Below are 20,835 nucleotides of genomic sequence, written 5' to 3' on the forward strand. Positions count from 1 at the left end.
TTCAACCGGATAACTCATTCTTGTTCCCATACAAAAAACACCTCCAAGTCTTATTTAAGGATAACAACTATCCGTTTTCAAACTTGAAGGTGTTTTTTATTTGTCTCATCTTATGGGGTCAGTCCCTTTATGTGACGGGCTTTTTTGCGGATGCACAGACTGAAAGCTCAGGTTTAATGTCTTTATATTGGATATCAATGCCTTTGAAGCCTGCCGCTTTCAGGTCAGCGAGCATCTGTTTACCGAACGATTCAGTTTTCTCGGGACCGGCATCTGCTTCCCGGGGCTGCATCGTAATGGCTGCTTTGCCGCCGGATTTTAATGCTTGAAAAATCTGTTTGATGCCTTCTTGCTGGTCTTTCCAAATTGTGTAGTTGTTAACGGAAATGACTTTATCGTAATACGCGGCGGGGAGGGGGAACGTTTCAATGCTGCCCTGTATCAGGCGAACACGGTCTGTTTTTAATCTGTGTGCAGCCAGCTTCAGCATAGTTTCTGATACATCAATCCCATGGATATGCACACTCTTTTCGCGTTTCAGCATCTGCTTCATGCAGTATCCCGGTCCAAAACCGACTTCTAGAATGCGGTCTCCGCGTGTTAAGCCAAGCTGATCTATTGTCCACTGATTCAGTGTTTTATTTTCAGCAGCCATGATGTATCCGGCAAGTATGCCGAACATCCCCTTCGGTCTGCTGAATTTTTTAGAAAGCATGTTAATCATTCAGCAACCTCCTTTTCACATCATTTTCCTCCTTGCGTTTCATGTGAAACATTTTTCTGATAAAGCATTCCGAAGGTGTTCATCCATGTTTACCCAGAGTATGCACGAGGTACACAACAAATAGACATGAAAAACAAAGGAGGAGAATCATCATGGCAAACTATCCGAAAGAACTGCCGGCACAAACCCAAAATCGCCAGCCGGGAATCGAAAGCGAAATGAATCCAAGTCCGGTATATGAGTACGAGCATTATAAAGGTGCGGATAAATTAAAAGGAAAAGTCGCACTCATTACAGGCGGTGACAGCGGAATCGGACGTGCGGTATCTGTCGCTTACGCAAAGGAAGGCGCTGACATCGCCATTATATATAAGGATGAGCAGGGTGATGCTGAAGATACAAAAAAACGCGTGGAACAAGAAGGCGTGAAATGTCTCTTAATCTCCGGAGATGTAGGCGAAGAGGAGTTCTGTAATGAAGCGGTTGAAAAAACAGTCAATGAGCTCGGCCGTCTGGATATCCTTGTAAACAATGCCGGTGAGCAGCATCCGAAGAAAAGCATCAAAGATATTTCAAGCGAACAGCTTCACCGCACATTCAAAACAAACTTTTATTCACAATTTTATTTAACTAAAAAAGCAATTGATTATATGAAACCAGGCAGCGCGATCATCAATACGACTTCCATTAACCCTTATCGCGGTAATCCGATGCTGATTGATTATACGGCAACGAAAGGCGCGATCAATGCCTTTACAAGAACAATGGCGCAGGCACTTGTTAAAGACGGCATCCGTGTAAATGCGGTAGCGCCGGGACCAATTTGGACGCCGTTAATTCCGTCTACATTTTCGGAAGATACAGTCGCTCAATTTGGGCAAAATACGCCGATGGGCCGTCCGGGTCAGCCTGTTGAGCATGTCGGCTGCTATGTGCTGCTGGCATCAGATGAATCATCCTATATGACAGGACAAACGCTGCATGTAAACGGCGGAGACTTTGTGACGACGTAAAAGGGAGTGAGGAAATGAGCATCACGAAAGAAGAAGTAAACAGCTACTATCAAAAAGCCGGTATTGTCTTAACGGATGATGAAGTAGAACAAATTCAGCTCATGGACTACGGCTTGGGAAAAGAACGAAAAGCCGGGCTCCAGCTCTTTGTCTATGTGAATACAGACCGTTATTGTTCAAAGGAACTGGTGCTGTTTCCGGGACAGACTTGCCCGGAGCATCGCCATCCGCCGGTTGACGGGCAGGAAGGCAAGCAGGAGACCTTCCGCTGCCGCTACGGAAAAGTGTATCTTTATGTGGAAGGAGAAAAAACGCAGCTTCCAAAGGTTCTTCCTCCTCAAGAGGATAGAGAATACTATACAGTCTGGCATGAGATCGAGCTTGAACCCGGCGGGCAATATACAATTCCGCCGAACACGAAGCATTGGTTCCAGGCCGGGGAGGAAGGCGCAGTCGTAACGGAAATGTCTTCGACTAGCACAGACAAACACGATATCTTTACCGACCCTAGAATTTAAGGATGAGGCTTAAAAAGCCCATCCTTTTTTTATATTGAAAAAAACGGAAACATCGTTATAATGGGTAAAAAAGGAAAGAGGGCGAGGGAGATGTTCACCTGCAGTGTAAACGAGCACATTACCATCCGGTTATTGGAGCCAAAGGATGCGCATCGGCTGGCAGCGATCATTCATGAGAACCAACAGCGAATCAGCCAATGGCTATTCTGGGCTGAAAATCCAAGTGATGCCGAAACGTACAGGGAAACCCTCATTCCCGATTGGCGGCGTCAGTATGCTGACCTGAACGGAATCGAAGCGGGGATTCTGTATGACGGCAGCTTGTGCGGCATGATTGGCCTGCATAACCTTGACCAAGTGAATAAAAAAGCGGAGATTGGCTATTGGATTGACGGGGAATACGAAGGAAAAGGCATTATCACTGCCGCCTGCCGGGCACTCATCACATATGCTTTTCAGGACCTGGAATTGAATCGGGTTGCCATCTGCGCGGCTGCCGGAAATCACAAAAGCAGAGCGATCCCGGAGCGTCTCGGCTTTCAAGAGGAAAGAACAGCAAGGGAAGGCATATTCATCAAAGGCAAGTTCCACGACCTCGTCTATTACAGTCTGTTAAAGCGTGAATGGGAAGCAGAAAAATAAAGAGCGCATTTTCTTGTTTAAATCGTTCCCAGATGTGGAAAAGTAACAGCGGAGACGTTAAAAAGGAGTGATTCGAGATGAATCAGCAAGATATTAAACAAAAAGTGCTTGATGTTCTAGATCACCATAAAGTAGGTTCGCTCGCAACGGTTCAAAAGGGCAAACCGCATTCCCGCTACATGACTTTCTTCCATGACGGGCTGACGATTTATACACCGACAAGCAAAGAAACTCATAAAGCTGAAGAAATTGAGAATAACCCTAATGTGCACATTTTATTAGGCTATGATTGTGAAGGCTTTGGCGATGCGTATGTCGAAGTCACAGGAAAAGCAAAAATAAACAATTCATCAGAATTGAAAGACAAAATCTGGAGTTCTAAATTGGAGCGCTGGTTCGACGGCAAGGATGACCCGAACCTGGTGATTCTTGAAATCGAACCGGAAGATATCAGGCTAATGAATGCGGGAGAGAAAACACCAGTCTCACTCGAATTATAATAAAAGTTTGTATTTGCAGGGGCGATATGTTATCATGAATAGCTAAGCAAGAAAAATAAGCAAATAAAAAAGAAAGTAAACTTCTTTTTTCTGTTTTGAGAGAGAAGCTTTTACCGCTTCACAAGCAGCAAACCAGCTGCCCTTATTCTTTTCCTTCATAACAAATCGCCCCTAACGATGAGATGGAAAAAAGACTTTTTTGTTTTACAATTCACACCGGCGCGGCTTCGGAGCCGCAGTGACGATTGAGAGGTAGGGCTTTCGTTGTCTTGTGTTCAAGAAATTTCCATGGTGTTTACTTTCCAGAATGATTCTTCGGAACAATGCTACATGAATCGAACCCGCCCGAGTCGGCGGATAATATAATCTTTATTTGCGTATAGAAAAGAATAAGACAAACCGCTCGGCGTAAGCCGGCGGTTTTTTATTGTGAAAAAAACAAATCACACATGAAACTTCTCGTTGTTTCCTTCAGTCTTATCACTAGGATGAAACTGGAGGAAAGAATACCGTGCATGTCATTACAACACAAGTCGCTTTTATTTTCTGTTTTTTGTTATTGATTCATTCAATAGAGACCCTTGCCTATGCCACAAGGCTTTCGGGGGCCCGGGTAGGGTTTATCGCATCCGCGCTTTCCTTGTTTAATGTCATGGTAATCGTGTCAAGAATGTCGAACATGGTGCAGCAGCCCTTCACGGGGCGCTTAATTGATGATGCCGGAAAAAACGCGCTGGCGCTCGTAGGCGAGCAGTTCCGGTTCCTGATCTTTGGCTCGACGGTTGGGACTATTGTGGGCATTATCCTGCTCCCGTCGTTTGTCGCCCTGTTTTCACGTGCGATTATCCACTTGGCGGGCGGGGGCGGCTCCGTTTTACAAGTCTTTCGGAAAGGATTTTCTAAGAATGGATGTAAAAATGCCTGCTCCTATTTGCGTCTGCCGTCTGCTTCGTATTTGAAGGGATTTCACATGCGCTTGATTCCAAAACGGCTGTTTGTCATCAACATGCTGATCACGTCCATTTATACAATTGGCGTGCTCTCCGCATTGTACGCAGGGCTGCTTGCACCCGAGCGGAGCACGACGGCGGTTATGGCATCAGGTTTAATCAACGGGATTGCGACGATGCTGCTGGCCATTTTTGTTGATCCGAAAGTGTCTGTTCTTGCCGATGATGTGGCAAAAGGAAAACGAAGCTATATTTATTTGAAATGGACCTCTGTGACAATGGTGACGTCAAGGGTGGCGGGCACACTTCTTGCCCAGCTTATGTTTATCCCTGGCGCATATTATATCGCGTGGCTGACAAAATGGTTTTGATAGCGAAAAGCTGACCCTGTAAAAGGTCAGCTTTTTATTTATTCGGCGATGTTGCCCATAGAGATGGCGATTCGGTTCCAGCTGTTAATCTGATTAATGATGAGGATTAAATCAACATATTCTTTTTCATTATAAAATTTACGCACCTCCTGATAAACATCATCAGGCACACGTTTGTTAGAAATAAAAGTGACATGCTCCGTCAGCAATAATGCTGCTTTTTCTTCAGGTGTATAAAAACTGCACTCTTCCCAAGCGTTTAATCCGTAAATACGCTGTTCGGTTTCTCCCATTTTTCGGGCATCTTTCGTATGAATGTTAATGCAGTAGGCGCAGCCGTTTAATTGTGATGCTCTTATTTTCATTAGCTCTCTTGTTGTCCGGTTAATGCCGGATGTTTTCGTGTATGCCTCCATATTCATCATGATATGTAACCCATCAGGTGCTATTTGGTCGTAGGGAATCCTTTTGGTCATCATTCCATCTCCTTTCACTGCTGTATCATTATGACATGATGATGGGGTTAAAAAAAGAAAGCAGCCTGAAGCAGATCCAAGCTGTTTTCTTAACAGTGCGGCGCACAACATGCCGCTTTATCGTTTATTTAAAGTTTCTTAATCCGCGGTCGTACAAAAAGTTTCCAAATGGGACGAATGCGGCGACGAAACCGGCGGCTGACCATTTCAGCGACCATTTCACAGAGAACGTCACATAGGCCAACACAAGCAAATACAAAATAAACAATCCGCCGTGAACAGAACCGACAATTGTTACCGCAAGCGAAAGGCCTGCCCAATATTTGAGCGGCATGGCGACGAAAAGCAGGATTAAGAGTGACATTCCTTCAATAAAACCCATCGTGCGAAGTCTTCCGATCGGCGTTTGCAGCATAAATCGCCCTCCTTGTGGACACGTTTTCATCTATACTATAAACAATCCGGCGGGCATATATGACAAGTTTGAGAAAATGTTCGGAAAACATTCATATTTAAAAATTCTATCTTGGGCCTCAGTCTTGTCATTTACACAAATTCCCGAGATAATGTGAACAAAAATAAAAGAAGGATGTTGATATGAAACTTGACCAAATTGATTTGAATATCATTGCGGAACTGAAAAAAGACAGCCGTTTGTCCATGAGGGAGTTAGGAAGGAAAATTAAGCTGTCCCCGCCATCGGTCACCGAACGTGTGAGACAGCTGGAATCGTTTGGCATCATTAAGCAATATACGCTGGAGGTTGATCAGAAAAAACTTGGCCTTCCGGTTTCCTGTATTGTCGAGGCAACCGTCAAAAACGGGGATTACGATCGATTCAAAAGCTACATTCAAACGCTGCCGAATATTGAATTTTGCTACCGGATTGCGGGAGCGGCCTGCTATATACTGAAAATCAACGCGGAGAGCCTTGAAGCAGTAGAAGCTTTCATCAACAAAACAACGCCTTACGCCCAAACCGTCACTCACGTCATTTTCTCAGAAATTGACACGAAAAACGGGCGCGGTTAGAGAGTGCTTGTTCAAGTCTGTTATAATAAAAGGATGAGCGTGAAAGAAAGAGAAGTGATCAAGCATGTCAAAAACAGTTGTATTAGCTGAAAAACCTTCAGTCGGCCGCGATTTGGCCCGGGTGCTGAAGTGCCATAAAAAAGGGAACGGTTATCTCGAAGGAGATCAATATATTGTCACATGGGCTTTAGGCCATTTGGTGACACTTGCTGATCCGGAAGGCTACGGAAAAGAATTTCAATCATGGCGGCTTGAGGATCTGCCGATTATCCCCGAACCGCTAAAGCTTGTTGTTATCAAAAAAACCGGAAAGCAGTTCAATGCGGTAAAAGCGCAGCTTACCCGCAAAGATGTCAATCAGATCGTCATCGCCACTGATGCCGGCCGGGAAGGTGAGCTCGTCGCACGCTGGATCATTGAAAAAGCGAACGTCCGTAAACCGATCAAACGGCTGTGGATTTCATCTGTAACGGACAAAGCGATCAAGGAAGGTTTTCAAAAGCTGCGCAGCGGCAAAGAGTATGAAAATCTGTACCACTCAGCCGTTGCCAGAGCAGAAGCGGATTGGATTGTCGGCATTAACGCGACCCGTGCGCTCACCACAAAATTCAATGCCCAGCTTTCATGCGGACGTGTGCAGACGCCGACGCTAGCCATGATTGCCAAGCGCGAGGCGGACATCCAAGCCTTTAAGCCTGTTCCGTATTACGGCATTCGCGCAGCAGTCGATGGAATGACGCTGACGTGGCAGGACAAAAAATCGAAGCAGACGAGAACATTCGATCAAGGCGTGACAAGCCGTTTGCTAAAAGAACTTGATGGAAAACAGGCGGTGGTCGCTGAACTGAAAAAAACAGCGAAAAAAAGCTTTGCTCCTGCGCTTTACGACTTGACGGAACTCCAGCGGGACGCCCACAAACGCTTCGGATTTTCCGCCAAAGAAACGCTCTCAGTTCTGCAGAAGCTGTATGAGCAGCACAAGCTTGTCACATATCCGCGGACAGACTCACGGTTTTTATCCAGTGACATTGTCCCAACCTTAAAAGACCGGCTGGCGGGCATGGAAGTGAAACCGTATGCCCAATATGTCACTCAAATTAAAAAGCGCGGCATCAAATCGCACAAAGGCTACGTCAATGATGCTAAGGTGTCAGACCACCATGCGATTATCCCGACTGAAGAGCCGCTTGTTCTCAGCAGTCTCAGCGATAAAGAACGCAAGCTGTATGACCTGATTGCCAAACGTTTCTTAGCTGTGCTGATGCCGGCTTTCGAATATGAAGAAACAAAGGTCATGGCAGAAATCAGCGGAGAAACCTTTACGGCGAAGGGAAAAACCGTACAGTTACAAGGCTGGAAAGCTGTTTATGATATGGCTGACGAGGATGACGAGCAGGAGGACGACAGAGATCAGACGCTGCCGGCTCTGCAAAAAGGCGCCTCGCTTACTGTCCGCACATTAACTGAAACAAGCGGTCAAACCAAACCGCCGGCCCGTTTTAATGAAGGGACGTTGCTGTCAGCTATGGAGAACCCAAGCGCCTTTATGCAGGGAGAAGAAAAAGACCTTGTCAAAACGCTCGGTGAAACAGGGGGTCTCGGCACGGTTGCAACGCGTGCCGATATTATCGAAAAACTGTTCAACAGCTTTTTAATTGAGAAAAAAGAAAAAGACATTTTTATCACCTCAAAAGGAAAACAGCTCCTGCAGCTCGTTCCTGAGGATTTGAAATCACCGGCTTTAACGGCAGAGTGGGAACAAAAGCTGTCCGCCATTGCGGCCGGAAAATTAAAATCCGCTGTCTTTATTAAAGACATGAAGGCTTATGCTAAGCAAACGGTAACAGAAATCAAAAACAGCAGCCAAACCTTCAGACATGATAACATCACGGGAACAGCATGTCCGGAGTGCGGCAAAATGATGCTGAAGGTAAACGGCAAACGCGGCACCATGCTCGTGTGCCAGGACCGGGAATGCGGAAGCAGAAAAACGATCGCCAGAAAAACAAACGCGCGCTGCCCGAACTGCCATAAAAGAATGGAGCTTCGCGGCCAAGGAGAAGGCCAGACCTTCGCGTGTGTTTGCGGGCACCGTGAGAAGCTTTCTGTATTTGAAAAACGGAAAAACAAAGACAAAGGGCGCGCTACAAAGCGGGACGTCTCTTCTTATATGAAAAAACAAAATAAAGACGAACCGATTAACAATGCGCTGGCGGAACAGCTGAAGAAACTCGGTTTGGATCAATAAAAAGAAACCTGTGCGATTCGCACAGGTTTTTTATTGGACTTAGGTCCTGTTTTTTGAAAGTTCAAAAAGGGAAAAAAAAGCTAGTAATCTTCGTTTTTTTCTTTTATAGTTAATATAATTTGTAACATGGCAGTAATAATTTCGTGATATATTGGTGCGTCTGATTCGCTTCGGACACAAAGGGGGATTTGCCTGTGCGGCATGTGTTGGTCGCTGCTATCTTATTTTGCTTATCTATCGGACTTTCCGCAGGGTGTGCTGAAGCTGGGAATAAAACCCTATATCAGTCTGAGGCAGATATGAATACCCGCCCGCTTCAGCCGGCGGAGTATTTCATCTATCACAATCTTATGAATGACCAGGGGCTTATCAAAACGGATTTCTCAGATCAGCCCTCCTATTTATCAGAATCGATTGGCCTGTGGATGGAGTTTTTGGTCAGCAGACAAGACGCCTCGCATTTTCAGGAGCAATATCAGCATCTGACGGATTCTTTTCTTTTGAATCATCAGTTGGTGACATGGAAAATACAAAACGGTCAAGCGAGCGGGACAAACGCGCTGATTGATGATATGAGAATCATGGTGTCTCTCGATCAGGCAGCTGCTCTTTGGGGGAGCAGCCAATATGAAAAAACAGCCCGTGATATCGGCACGGCTTTAAAGACATACAACATGTACAACGGGATGTTTACAGACTTTTACGATTCAGCCTCTCATGCCGCTTCAAAGGACGTGACGCTTTCGTATGTCATGCCCGATGCACTAGCTGTTTTGAAAAAGTATGGAATCATAGACGAAGAAACAGAACAGCGAAATGCCGATGTTCTCTATCTAGCCCCTTTAAAGAATGGTTTCCTGCCAAAGACGTACAGCGCAGAGTCGAAGCAGTACAAATATGACAGTGAAGTAAACGTCATTGACCAGCTGTACGCCGCGTGGCATTTGCCGGAAGGGGATGAAAAAGCCGCTGTGATAGCAGAGTGGGTCAAAAAGGAATTTCAGGCAAACGGAAAGCTGTACGGACGATATTCGGCAGATACGAAGGAGCCTGCCGTCCAATATGAGTCGCCGTCCGTATACGCGTTAGCTGCTTTATTTTTAACAAAACAGCATGAAGACAGCTCGGTCATCAAAGCGATTTATGATAGAATGAATGACTTTGAAATTCTTGACCCGGCGAAACCGTATTATGGGGGTTACATGAGCGGCTCCGACACGCACTCGTTCGACAATCTGCTGCCGCTGTTAGCCGAAAGGAAGCTTTTTAATGAAACGATCATTCAATGAATCACAAAAATTATATGCTTATCTTTCAGGGCTCATCGCAGCCCTGTCTCTGTTTATTTTTTATGTGTCCGCCGAGCAGTCGGAGGGCTTTCTGATCATTTGCATCACATTTGTCGTGATCGGGGCCGGCATTTGGTTCGGTCCGATTTACGCGCTGGCGGTCACCTTAATCGTTCTCTTTGTTCTCGGCACGCTCATGATGTTTTTTCAGACTGGACAGGCTGTGATGTTTTCGGCCGAAGACGGGCTGCGCATGCTTATCGTGTGGGGAATTGCGCTTTTGCTGTTTTCCTTTATATCAGGAAGAATCCATGATATCGCAGCAGAGCTGCGCCGTTCAGTCAAACGTCTTCAATCTGAAATCAAAAGCTTCGTGGCTGTCGATAGAGTGACGGGCTTTGATAATAAGCAAAGAATGAAACTGGAACTGTCAGAGGAAATCAAACGGGCGGAGCGCTACGGCAATTCCTTTGTCTTTTTGCTGCTTCATATGCATTATTTCAAGGAATTTAAGTCTTTGTACGGGGAGAAAGAGACCGACCTTCTCTTTCAATTCGTCAGCCGGCAAATCAGGTCGAGCGTCCGGGAAACGGATAAAAAATTCCGCCCCTCTGACGAGCGCTTCGGCATTGTGCTGACACACACGCCGGCTGAACATATGCCGGCCGTCCTGACAAAGCTGAAAAAACAGCTGGACACGTATCAGCTGACAAACGGAAAGTATGTGTCGCTTACGTTCCATGTCTGTTATTTACCTTATCGAAGAGATATAAGGACGGCTGATCAATTTTTAGAAGAACTGGAAAACGAGATGATGATGAATGAACTTTAAAAGAATAACACTACTCTGCGTTCTGATGCTGACAGCTATTGCTTCTATGCCTATTTCTGTCCAAGCGAAGGGGCAGGATTCCGGCATTCTCATCATCTATTCAACCTTGGACGGCAAAGAGTCGCCTCAAGTCAAAATGCTCGATTTATTGGCCGGCCATTTTGCAACTCATGTCACGGTCAGAAAAGATTCGGATGTTACAGCATCTGATGTGAAAGGCAAAGAACATGTCATCTATTACGGGCAAACGAAAAGAAAGCTTAGCAGAAAACTGGTGTCTCTTATCAGCGGCGTAAAAAAACCCGTCGTCGCCATCGGCTATAACGCCGGACAAATCAGCCAATTTTCCGGTCTTTCCTTAACCCGAAAAGAACATGTCTATCAGATTCACAGCAGCACGGAAAAAAACGATGTCTCCTTAGAGAGCGGGCTTAACGTGCTGAGCGTATCAGGCCTGAAAGGAAAGGGGCTGTATACCTTTAAATCTGATGACGGCAAAACGAGTCCGTTTATATGGAAAACGGATAAATCAAATGTGTACATCGGCTTAACCAATCTGTTAAATGACAATCTGATTGTGGCGAAAGAGCTTCGATCAGCATTTGGAGAGAAGGCCGGAACCGCGCTTTTATATTTGCGGCTGGAGGATATCAGCCCGATGTCTGATGAAACATTGCTGCTCCAAGCCGGTACATATCTGTACAAGAGACATGTGCCTTTTATCCTGTCAGTCATTCCGGTGTATCTGAATCCGGAAACAGGCGATAAAGTGTATTTGTCTGATAAACCGAAGATGATCAAGGTATTGAAAAAACTGCAAAGCATGGGCGGCAGTATCATTGTTCACGGCTACACACACGCCTATCGCCACAGTGAAACAGGAGAGGGCTTCGAATTTTGGGATGCCAAGGCGGACCAGCCGATCACTTCGGAAAATGCCGATGACACCCCGTCCATTTTGGAAAAGGAACAGGCTTTTCCGAACGAACAGGCCTATAAGAGCTATTTGAAGCCGTTTCAGGAAAAGGAAGAAACATATACAAGGCAAAAGCTGACGCACGCCATTGAGGATTTAACCTCGGCAGGGCTTTATCCGCTGGCATTTGAAGCTCCGCACTATACGATGTCTGAGTACGGCTATCAAATGGCTTCACAGTATTTCTCAAGCATTTTCGGGCAGGTGCAGCTCAGCGATACAACATGGAAGACTTCCGGCGCATCCCCTTTTTTGACCAAACCAGCTATGCTGCATGGGATGACACTGTATCCGGAAACAATCGGTTTTGTCGATACATCAAAGCAAAACCCGCTCGGCGATATGGCGGAACACATTTCCCAGATGATTGATTTTGAAGGCGGAGTGGCCGGAGGGTTTTATCACCCGTATCTCGGGATGAAATATTTGCCGGAGCTCGTTGACCAGATGGAACGCATTCCGGACAGTGAATGGCTTGATTTGAAGAAAACGCAGCAAACTGTCAAAACGGACAAAGTGGAAATCCATACAAGCGGTGACGGAACGGTTCACGTAAAAAACAATGTAAGTGCCATTGGCGAGTTTTTCGACCACCATCGGCAAACCCCGCTGGAAAAGGCGTTATGGATTCTCTCCGCCGTTGTGCTCTTGTTTGTCGTGATGTTTGTCAGCTATACGTTTTACTTAAGAGCCACATTGAAAAAACGAATGTTTAAGGAGAGAAGAAGCCTTGGGTAATACGCTGTTCTTTATCTCGCTAAGTTTAATATGGGTGATGCTTCTCTATCACATGTTTCTCATGCAGGGCGGATTCCGCCACTACATGACCTTCGAGCGGAACATTCCGAAGTGGAGAGAAAATATGAAGGAATTGCCGAAGGTCAGTGTGCTCATCCCGGCCCATAATGAAGAAGTGGTCATTCGGCAGACGCTGAAGGCAATGGTGAATCTTTATTATCCGAAGGACCGGCTGGAGATTATTGTGGTAAACGATAATTCTTCAGACCGGACGGGTGATATCGTCAATGAATTTTCCGAGAAATACGATTTTATCAAAATGGTGATCACAAAACCGCCTAACGCCGGAAAAGGCAAATCCTCGGCGCTCAACTCTGGTTTTGCTGAATCGAAAGGCGATGTCATTTGTGTATATGACGCCGACAACACGCCTGAAAAAATGGCCGTGTATTATCTTGTTCTCGGTCTGATGAATGACGAGAAGGCAGGCGCAGTGGTGGGGAAATTCCGCGTCATCAATGCGGCAAAAACGCTGCTGACGAAGTTTATCAATATTGAAACGATCTGTTTTCAGTGGATGGCGCAGGGAGGCAGATGGAAGTGGTTCAAAATCGCTACCATTCCCGGAACCAATTTCGCGATCCGCAGAAGCATTATTGAAAAGCTCGGGGGCTGGGATGATAAAGCGCTGGCTGAAGATACCGAGCTGACCATCCGGGTGTATAACCTCGGCTATCACATCCGCTTTTTCCCGGCAGCTATTACTTGGGAGCAGGAGCCGGAAACGTGGAAGGTGTGGTGGCGCCAGCGGACGAGATGGGCGCGCGGCAACCAATATGTCGTCCTGAAGTTTTTGGCGCAGTTTTTCAAACTGAAACGAAAACGGATAATCTTTGACTTGTTTTACTTTTTCTTTACGTATTTCCTGTTTTTCTTTGGCGTGATCATGTCAAACACGATATTTGTGGTCAATCTGTTTTATGATTTGCATTTGTCGGTCGGGTTTTTGGCAATGATCCTTTGGATTTTGGCATTTTTCTTATTTATGACGGAGGTCATGATTACGTTAAGCATCGAAAAAACAGAAATGAACAGGCAAAACTTCTTTATCGTATTCCTTATGTACTTTACGTACTCGCAGGCATGGATTGTGCTCGTGATCTATTCTTTATTCGTAGAAATCAAGCACCGTTTATTCAAGCAAGAGGTCAAATGGTACAAAACAGAACGATACAATCAACATAAAAGCGGGTGACCTTTTTGAAACAACTACTTATTTTTCTTACAAGCTTCCTGCTGCTGGCAGCGACTGGACAATCGGCCTTCGCTCAAGAGATGCAGGTCGATGGCTCGCTTCTGGGCAAAAGCAGCCGTGAACAAGCCAAACAGCAGGTGCTGACAAACGATCTTATGACATTGTACGGATCAAAAGACAGCGCGGAACTGACGTATCAGATTCCGGCAGGCGCCTCTTCCGGCAGCCAGCAATTGGTGATTGAATATGAGGCATCAGATCTTTTAATTTCTCCTTCATCGTTAACGGCTGTAATTGACAATGAACCGATAAAAACGTTAAAGCTAAACGGCGATTCAAAACGGAAAACACTGAAGCTGAACTTGAACAAAAGCCAGTCCGCCCCAGGCTATCACAGCGTATCACTGAAATTTTACGGCGTCATGAAAGAGGGCGTCTGCGTCAGACAGGATACGTCCGGCAACTGGATCAAAATTTATCCGGACAGCCGCCTGACACTGGCGGACAGCAGCGAAGCGAAGGGAACATCACTTGAACATTACCCATACCCATTTGCCCAATCGGGAAATACAGCGGAAGAGACTGCGATTGTCATTCCGGATAACCCGAGTTCGGCAGAAATTGAAGCGGCTGTCAAAACAGAAGGCTATCTGAAAACTGCCGACAGCAGTGTCAGCATTTCGTTTGTGAAGGAATCTGAAGTGAAGCAAATCGACAAGCCGACCATTTTCATCGGAGTGGATAAGCATTGGAACGGCAAGGTGAAGAAGCTGATCAAACAAGCTGGCTTACAGGCAAAAGGTGAAAAACTTCTGCTTGCGGAGCGCGTGCCGAAAGCACAGGGCAAGCAGCAGCCGGTTCTGTTTGCACAAGCGGCATCTGATGATGTGCTCTCAGAAAAAATCAGCGTCATCGCCGATCAGACTTACACAGGCCAGCTAAGCGGGGAAACACTTTCAATTGGCAAGCTTCAGAAGGCTGAAAAGCAGGAAAGCAATAAGCTGACCCTTGAGAAATTCGGGGCAGAAGATATGACAATCGGAGCTGACAAAACATCTTCAGCACATTATTTTTATCCGGCTTCTGCGGTGATAGACCAAAATCAATCAGCCAAGCTGTCGCTTAAACTAAAGAAATCGGAAACGATTCAAGCAGCCGCGGCAGAAAGCGGTTCAGCCTCTCAAGCAGCAGAGCTGAAGGTCCTCATTAACGGGCAGCCGCATTCAGTCCGCCTTGATGAATTAGGAAAAGAAGATAAAAACGGATACTATCATGTCACGCTGAAAGTAGATCCTGAGCTGCTGCAGAAAAACCGCTACATTGATATACAGTTTATCACCACGGGCTTAAAGGAAAACAACCCTTGCAACACAACGGACGAAGAGAAATGGGTCTTCATTGATAAAAGCAGCACATTGTCTTACACGATCAAAGGCACATCTCCGTCAGCCGATTTTCAAGAATGGCCGCTTCCATACGCCGTAAATCAGAAACAGGCAACACTGATTGTGCTCCCTGACAGTGTGAGCAAATCCAAGCTTAAGGAGCTTTCTCTCGTTACTGATTCCTTTGGAAGCGAAGCCCAGCAATCTTTCACAGTAAGGAAAGCATCTGAAGTTAAAGCGGAGGACGCGAAAGGCCGGAACTTAATTTTCATCGGCGGCATCAGCCAGTTCTCTCTTTTGAAAGAGAAATCTTCTGATCTGCTCGTGCCTCAAGCGAAAAACGGCTCGTTTGACGTGTCGGGCTTTGAAATGCTGAACGAGACGACGAAACAAGTGGCATTTACCCAAGCGTCTTTATGGGATTCAAATTATACGATGGCTGTTTTTGCGCCGCTGAAAGGAAATGGCGCGGCCGTCACAAAAGAAATCATCAGCTTTTTGAACAGCAATGATGACACGGCGACCGTCATCAATGAAACAAACAGCCAGCAGGTGTTTACAAACCACCAGCAGCTCAAATCGGAAACAAACAGTTCTGAAACAGAAAAAACAGCACAAGATCATGGGCAACAACTGCTGTATATCGGCGTGCTGGCTCTCATGATGGTAATTGCGGCAGCCTTCATTTGGGTAACCGTTAGACGAAGAAAGAGAAAGACAGACAGAGAATAAGACAGAGGCTGATATCAGCCTCTGTTTTTTTGTTTTTGGATTAAATTTTCCATTTGTGGAACCTGTCATTTTATTTTTTTCTCCCGGCCGATAAGCCTCTTTACAACATACGAAAACGGGAGTATGATCTCTTTTAGAAAACAAATCGCTTAATCTGTAAACAGAGCGGGGGACCCATTTTGGCGGCATTTTGCCGCTCGGGGTGAATCCTTTTTAGGTAGGGCAAACTCTCATATGCCCGAATCCGTCAGCTAACCTCGTAAGCGTTCATGAGAGGAGATGAATGAAACCTGTGTTCGATGTTAAGGCACAGGGGCATCCGTTTGCCTCTGTGTTTTTTGCTGTTCAATTTTCAGGATGTAAATCGCATACAGAGACATCATAGCAGAAAGGACTATTACAAAATGTGAGAACAGATGCGGATGTTTTATTGTTTTCATGAAAAATGAAATTAAAAGGGGAAGACATCGATGTATCATTCAATCAAACGTTTTTTGATTGGGAAACCGTTAAAATCACAAGCAGCAGGAGAACAAAAACTGACGAAATTAAAGGCGCTTGCCATGCTCTCCTCAGATGCTTTATCATCTGTCGCTTACGGAACGGAACAAATTCTTATCATATTGGCGGCGGTAAGCGCTGCTGCATTTTGGTATTCCATTCCGATAGCGGTCGGCGTACTCATTTTGCTGCTCGCGCTGATTCTCTCATACAGGCAAATTATTTACGCTTATCCGCAGGGCGGCGGGGCGTATGTTGTATCAAAAGAAAACCTCGGCGAAAAGCCCGGGCTGATTGCAGGCGGTTCATTGCTTGTCGATTATATATTAACAGTAGCAGTAAGTATTTCCGCAGGGACGGACGCCATCACGTCGGCGTTCCCGGCACTGCATGATTATCATATACCGATTGCTGTTTTACTTGTTTTAGTGATTATGATTTTAAATCTGCGGGGGCTGTCAGAATCAGCATCGATTCTTGCTTACCCGGTCTATCTGTTTGTGGCGGCGCTTTTCATCCTGATTGCCGTCGGTCTTTTTAAGCTTATGACAGGACAAATTGATCAGCCAGTCCATCATACACCGATCGGCACACCGGTAGCCGGCATTACGCTGTTTTTGCTGCTTAAGGCTTTTTCATCCGGCTGCTCCGCGCTCACCGGAGTTGAAGCGATCTCCAACGCGATTCCAGCCTTCAAAAACCCGCCTGCGCGAAACGCGGCGAGAACGTTGGCTATGATGGGGATCTTGCTTGCGGTTCTATTTGCCGGCATTACGGTACTTGCATACGGTTACGGGACGGCTCCGAAACCGAATGAAACGGTCATTTCACAAATCGCGTCGGATACCTTCGGCAGAAATGTGTTTTACTATGTCATTCAGGGTGTGACATCGTTAATTTTGGTCCTTGCGGCGAATACGGGCTTTTCAGCTTTCCCGCAGCTTGCCTTCAACTTGGCGAGAGACCAATACATGCCGCGTATGTTTACAGTAAGAGGCGACCGCTTAGGCTTCTCAAACGGGATTATCTTTTTAGGTGTTGCCTCAATTGTGCTGATTCTGTTATTTGGAGGGCAGACGGAGCACTTAATCCCGCTATACGCGGTCGGTGTGTTTATTCCATTTACCCTTTCACAAACAGGGATGTGCATCAAATGGATCAAACAAAAACCAAAAGGCTGGATTGGGAAAATGCTGATCAACGCCTGCGGCGCATTGATATCGTTTATGGTTCTGTCCATCCTGTTTGTCACGAAGTTTAATGTCGTATGGCCTGTTTTAATCTTTATGCCTATCGTCGTTTTTTTGTTTTTTGCGATTAAAAATCACTATACGGCTGTCGGTGAACAGCTTCGCATCGTAAACAAACAGCCGGAAGAAATTAAAGGTACGGTCGTGATTGTGCCTGTAGCCGGCGTCACAACCGTCGTGCAAAAATCCATTCAATATGCGAAATCACTGTCAGATCAGGTCATTGCCGTTCACGTGTCGTTTGACAGAGAACAGGAAAAGAAAGTGGAAAAACGCTGGGAAGAGCTGAATAATGGAGTGCGTCTCGTCACGCTTCACTCTTCGTACAGAAGCCTTGTCCATCCGTTTGATAAGTTTTTGGAAACTGTTGAAGCAAAAGCGAAGAAGAAACAGTTTTCTGTCATGGTGCTGTTCCCGCAATTTATCACAAAAAAACGCTGGCACACCATTCTGCACAACCAGTCAGCCTTCTTGCTCAGAGTCCGGCTGTTCTGGAAGAAGGACATAATCGTTGCCACATTGCCGTATCATTTTAAAAAGTAAGCAGCTAAGACCAAGGGACATCTCCTTGGTCTTTTTTCAAATAAAGGGGAAATGGCGATGTATACGGAAGGGGCATTTGTCATAGTGACAAACACAAAACGGCAGATTCTGCTGGTCAAACGAAAAGACGTTCCTTTATGGGATTTGCCGGGCGGACGGGTTGAATCAGGAGAAACCCCGCAGGCAGCGGCGGTCCGGGAGGTAATGGAAGAAACGGGATATCTGATAGAGCTTTCCGGGGAATTGGGTGTCTATCTAAGACCTAAGTTTCAAGACGAACAGCATGTGTTTGCAGGGAACATAACAGGCGGACAAGCGATAGAAAACGGCATGGAAACGGCCGGGCTGAAATGGTTTTCGCCGGAGCGATTGCCGCTTTTGATGGTGCCAAACCGGAAAATGCAAATCAGAGATTTTCTAAACGGCGCTGCGGGCATCCAGATTACCGTCAAGGACAAGAGCTTTTTGGCGGCCCTAGACCTGTTCAGAAGGAAATACAGCAAGCGATAGTTGCCTCCGGGTTTTAAACGGCTCCCCCTGTGGTATTGAAAAAAGGAAAAAGGAGGATACGGCATGGCACACAAAACAGCAGGACAAGCAATGACAGAACTGCTTGAACAATGGGGAGTTGATCATGTTTACGGCATCCCCGGAGACAGCATTAACGAATTTATTGAGGAACTGAGACACGACAGAAATCAATTGGAATTCATCCAAACCCGCCATGAAGAGGTGGCAGCGCTGGCAGCCGCGGCTGAGGCAAAACTCACCGGCAAGATCGGTGTCTGCCTGTCAATTGCAGGGCCGGGTGCGGTGCACTTATTGAACGGTTTATACGATGCAAAAGCGGACGGCGCTCCTGTACTTGCGATTGCAGGCCAGGTTTCTTCAGGCGAAGTCGGACGGGACTACTTTCAGGAAATTAAGCTTGAGCAAATGTTTGAAGACGTGGCAGTGTTCAACAGGGAGGTACATAGTGCGGAATCACTGCCGGATCTGTTGAATCAGGCGATCCGCACCGCCTACAGCAAAAAAGGCGTTGCGGTATTAAGCGTGTCAGATGATTTGTTTGCGGAGAAAATCAAACGGGAACCCGTTTACACATCACCGGTATATATTGAAGGAAATCTTGAACCGAAAAAAGAACAGCTCGTGACATGCGCGCAATACATTAACAATGCGAAAAAGCCGATCATTTTGGCGGGACAGGGAATGAAAAAGGCGGAGCGGGAGCTGCTGGAATTTGCTGATAAAGCAGCGGCGCCGATTGTCGTCACGCTCCCGGCAAAAGGTGTCGTTCCCGATAAGCACCCGCACTTTCTCGGTAATTTGGGGCAAATTGGGACAAAGCCGGCCTATGAGGCAATGGAAGAATGCGATTTGTTAATTATGCTTGGTACCTCGTTCCCGTATCGTGATTACTTGCCGGATGACACACCGGCAATCCAGCTTGATTCAGACCCGGCGAAAATCGGCAAACGCTATCCGGTAACAGCGGGGCTTGTCTGTGATTCGGCTCTCGGTCTGCGCGAATTGACGGAGTATATTGAACGGAAGGAAGACAGAAGATTCCTGAATGCCTGCACTGAACATATGCAGCATTGGTGGAACGAAATCGAAAAAGATGAAACTGAGGCGGCAACACCGCTTAAACCTCAGCAGGTCATCGCACGTCTTCAGGAGGCAGCAGCGGAAGACGCGGTTCTGTCTGTAGATGTCGGCACTGTCACCGTCTGGATGGCGCGGCATTTCAAAATGAACGTCAACCAGGATTTCATCGTTTCCAGCTGGCTTGCGACAATGGGCTGCGGCCTGCCGGGAGCTATAGCGGCGAGCTTGTCTGAACCGGAGCGCCAAGCCATCGCAGTCTGCGGTGACGGGGGCTTTTCCATGGTCATGCAGGATCTCCCGACTGCAGTCAAATATAAGCTCCCGATTACTGTCGTCATTTTAAACAATGAAAATCTCGGCATGATTGAATATGAACAGCAGGTCAAAGGGAACATTGACTATGTCACAAAACTTCAGAATGTCGACTATGCCGCATTTGCAGAAAGCTGCGGAGCAAAAGGCATCAAGGTGACGAGAGCGGAAGAACTTGCACCGGCTTTCCATGAGGCGCTTCACTCCGATCAGCCGGTCGTTGTCGACGTCATGATCGGAAACGAACCGCCGCTGCCCGGCAAAATCACCTACGGACAGGCAAAAGGCTTCAGCAAATATATGCTGAAAAACTTCTTCGAAAACCAAAAAATTGAAATGCCGTCATTGAAACAAAGCTTAAAACGGTTATTCTAAAAAAACAGGGGCCTGTGAAGGCTCCTGTTTTTTGATTTTACGGAGGGGGAGTCATAAAATCGGTTGTTTGAACCTTTAAGATGACTCGTATATTTATTGGGATCAGCAGGAATGATCTATGCAGCCTGTCATGATTTTCGCCGTGCCCAAAACGGACACAAGGACAAATGCATCTTCTTTCAAAGCAGAAAGATCAGCGCATTTGTCCTTGTCTGTTTCATCTGTTTATTCGTATCAAATCTAGAATGTCTTTATAAGCTTATTTCCCTTTTTTCGAAAGTCCGAAAAAGAAAGGAAAAGCAGAACCAACTAATAAAGTGCCGAATAAAAACATTCCGCCGATAAACATGTGAAAATTAGCGCCTCCAGCCGTAAAAGCCGTAATCAAGGAAATGATACTGAGCACCACCATGGCGATGCCGGGCGCGATTCGCATTTTTTTACCTGTTGATTTATAAGCGATAACAGAACATAAAATTCCGATAACAATAGGGACAATCCATAAATAAAACAGAATAAATACTGACATTATCAAAACTCCGATTTTTTCTTCTATCATAAC

General features: G+C 46.1%; 19 protein-coding genes and 1 riboswitch. Of the genes, 15 read left to right on the forward strand and 4 right to left on the reverse strand.

The features are described from left to right. Positions 1–127: 127 nt before the first annotated feature. Positions 128–724, reverse strand: coding sequence for a class I SAM-dependent methyltransferase (locus UJ203_RS18630; RefSeq protein ID WP_322013139.1), 597 nt, complete (start codon positions 722–724; stop codon positions 128–130). 152 nt (positions 725–876) lie between these two features. Here UJ203_RS18630 and UJ203_RS18635 point away from each other — a divergent pair, with 152 nt between their 5' ends. The 5 genes from UJ203_RS18635 (at position 877) to amj (ending at position 4,718) form a co-directional block, all read left to right on the forward strand. Next, on the forward strand, positions 877–1,737 hold the full coding sequence (locus UJ203_RS18635) for an SDR family oxidoreductase (RefSeq protein WP_322013141.1): 861 nt from the start codon (positions 877–879) through the stop codon (positions 1,735–1,737). A 14-nt stretch (positions 1,738–1,751) separates the two neighbouring features. Further along, entirely contained in the window at positions 1,752–2,255 is a 504-nt protein-coding gene (gene lyxE / locus UJ203_RS18640) for a D-lyxose ketol-isomerase (RefSeq protein WP_105955184.1), read from the forward strand. 90 nt (positions 2,256–2,345) lie between these two features. After that, positions 2,346–2,897 (forward strand): GNAT family protein, encoded by a 552-nt coding sequence (locus UJ203_RS18645; protein ID WP_322013144.1) that lies wholly within the window; start codon positions 2,346–2,348, stop codon positions 2,895–2,897. A 77-nt stretch (positions 2,898–2,974) separates the two neighbouring features. Further along, positions 2,975–3,397 (forward strand): pyridoxamine 5'-phosphate oxidase family protein, encoded by a 423-nt coding sequence (locus UJ203_RS18650; protein ID WP_024120258.1) that lies wholly within the window; start codon positions 2,975–2,977, stop codon positions 3,395–3,397. Between the two features lie 511 nt (positions 3,398–3,908). Continuing rightward, complete coding sequence (amj, locus tag UJ203_RS18655; protein ID WP_322013146.1) at positions 3,909–4,718, forward strand: lipid II flippase Amj; 810 nt, start codon at positions 3,909–3,911, stop codon at positions 4,716–4,718. A gap of 38 nt (positions 4,719–4,756) precedes the next feature. Here the strand turns inward: amj and UJ203_RS18660 are convergent, their stop codons facing one another. Continuing rightward, entirely contained in the window at positions 4,757–5,194 is a 438-nt protein-coding gene (locus UJ203_RS18660) for a carboxymuconolactone decarboxylase family protein (protein WP_105955181.1), read from the reverse strand. A 124-nt stretch (positions 5,195–5,318) separates the two neighbouring features. Beyond that, positions 5,319–5,609 carry a DUF3817 domain-containing protein gene (locus tag UJ203_RS18665; RefSeq protein WP_010333070.1) on the reverse strand — a complete coding sequence of 97 codons (291 nt, stop codon included), beginning with the start codon at positions 5,607–5,609 and terminating at the stop codon, positions 5,319–5,321. 182 nt (positions 5,610–5,791) lie between these two features. Between UJ203_RS18665 and lrpC the strand changes: the two genes are divergently transcribed. The 10 genes from lrpC (at position 5,792) to UJ203_RS18715 (ending at position 20,273) form a co-directional block, all read left to right on the forward strand. Then, positions 5,792–6,226 (forward strand): transcriptional regulator LrpC, encoded by a 435-nt coding sequence (gene lrpC / locus UJ203_RS18670; RefSeq protein WP_010333071.1) that lies wholly within the window; start codon positions 5,792–5,794, stop codon positions 6,224–6,226. 64 nt (positions 6,227–6,290) lie between these two features. Further along, positions 6,291–8,474, forward strand: coding sequence for a DNA topoisomerase III (locus UJ203_RS18675; RefSeq protein ID WP_322013152.1), 2,184 nt, complete (start codon positions 6,291–6,293; stop codon positions 8,472–8,474). A 194-nt stretch (positions 8,475–8,668) separates the two neighbouring features. Beyond that, positions 8,669–9,763, forward strand: coding sequence for a lipoprotein YdaJ (locus UJ203_RS18680; protein ID WP_322013154.1), 1,095 nt, complete (start codon positions 8,669–8,671; stop codon positions 9,761–9,763). Next, a complete protein-coding gene (locus UJ203_RS18685) occupies positions 9,744–10,595 on the forward strand; it encodes a diguanylate cyclase domain-containing protein (RefSeq protein WP_059291930.1) in 852 nt (283 codons plus the stop codon). Before UJ203_RS18680 ends, UJ203_RS18685 begins: the two co-directional genes overlap by 20 nt. Further along, positions 10,585–12,309 (forward strand): DUF2334 domain-containing protein, encoded by a 1,725-nt coding sequence (locus UJ203_RS18690; RefSeq protein ID WP_322013156.1) that lies wholly within the window; start codon positions 10,585–10,587, stop codon positions 12,307–12,309. The genes UJ203_RS18685 and UJ203_RS18690 overlap by 11 nt, the downstream gene beginning before the upstream one ends. After that, the gene (locus tag UJ203_RS18695; protein WP_268426858.1) at positions 12,302–13,564 is read left to right on the forward strand and encodes a glycosyltransferase family 2 protein; all 1,263 of its coding nucleotides are present in this window, start codon (positions 12,302–12,304) and stop codon (positions 13,562–13,564) included. Before UJ203_RS18690 ends, UJ203_RS18695 begins: the two co-directional genes overlap by 8 nt. 5 nt (positions 13,565–13,569) lie before the next feature. Then, entirely contained in the window at positions 13,570–15,681 is a 2,112-nt protein-coding gene (locus UJ203_RS18700; protein ID WP_322013161.1) for a cellulose biosynthesis cyclic di-GMP-binding regulatory protein BcsB, read from the forward strand. Between the two features lie 136 nt (positions 15,682–15,817). Further along, positions 15,818–15,962, forward strand: a riboswitch (cyclic di-AMP (ydaO/yuaA leader). A gap of 189 nt (positions 15,963–16,151) precedes the next feature. Then, positions 16,152–17,975, forward strand: a complete 1,824-nt coding sequence (gene kimA, locus UJ203_RS18705) for a potassium transporter KimA (protein WP_024120267.1) — start codon at positions 16,152–16,154, stop codon at positions 17,973–17,975. 57 nt (positions 17,976–18,032) lie between these two features. Then, a complete protein-coding gene (locus UJ203_RS18710; protein WP_322013164.1) occupies positions 18,033–18,485 on the forward strand; it encodes an NUDIX hydrolase in 453 nt (150 codons plus the stop codon). A gap of 63 nt (positions 18,486–18,548) precedes the next feature. Then, complete coding sequence (locus UJ203_RS18715; protein ID WP_322013166.1) at positions 18,549–20,273, forward strand: pyruvate oxidase; 1,725 nt, start codon at positions 18,549–18,551, stop codon at positions 20,271–20,273. A gap of 259 nt (positions 20,274–20,532) precedes the next feature. On the opposite strand, the gene UJ203_RS18720 is transcribed toward UJ203_RS18715, so the two are convergent. Then, positions 20,533–20,802 (reverse strand): hypothetical protein, encoded by a 270-nt coding sequence (locus UJ203_RS18720; protein ID WP_322013168.1) that lies wholly within the window; start codon positions 20,800–20,802, stop codon positions 20,533–20,535. Between the last annotated feature and the right edge of the window lie 33 nt (positions 20,803–20,835).

Origin of the sequence: Bacillus sp. V26 (assembly GCF_034296245.1) — a bacterium.
In the GTDB taxonomy this organism is placed as follows: Bacteria; Bacillota; Bacilli; order Bacillales; family Bacillaceae; genus Bacillus; species Bacillus halotolerans.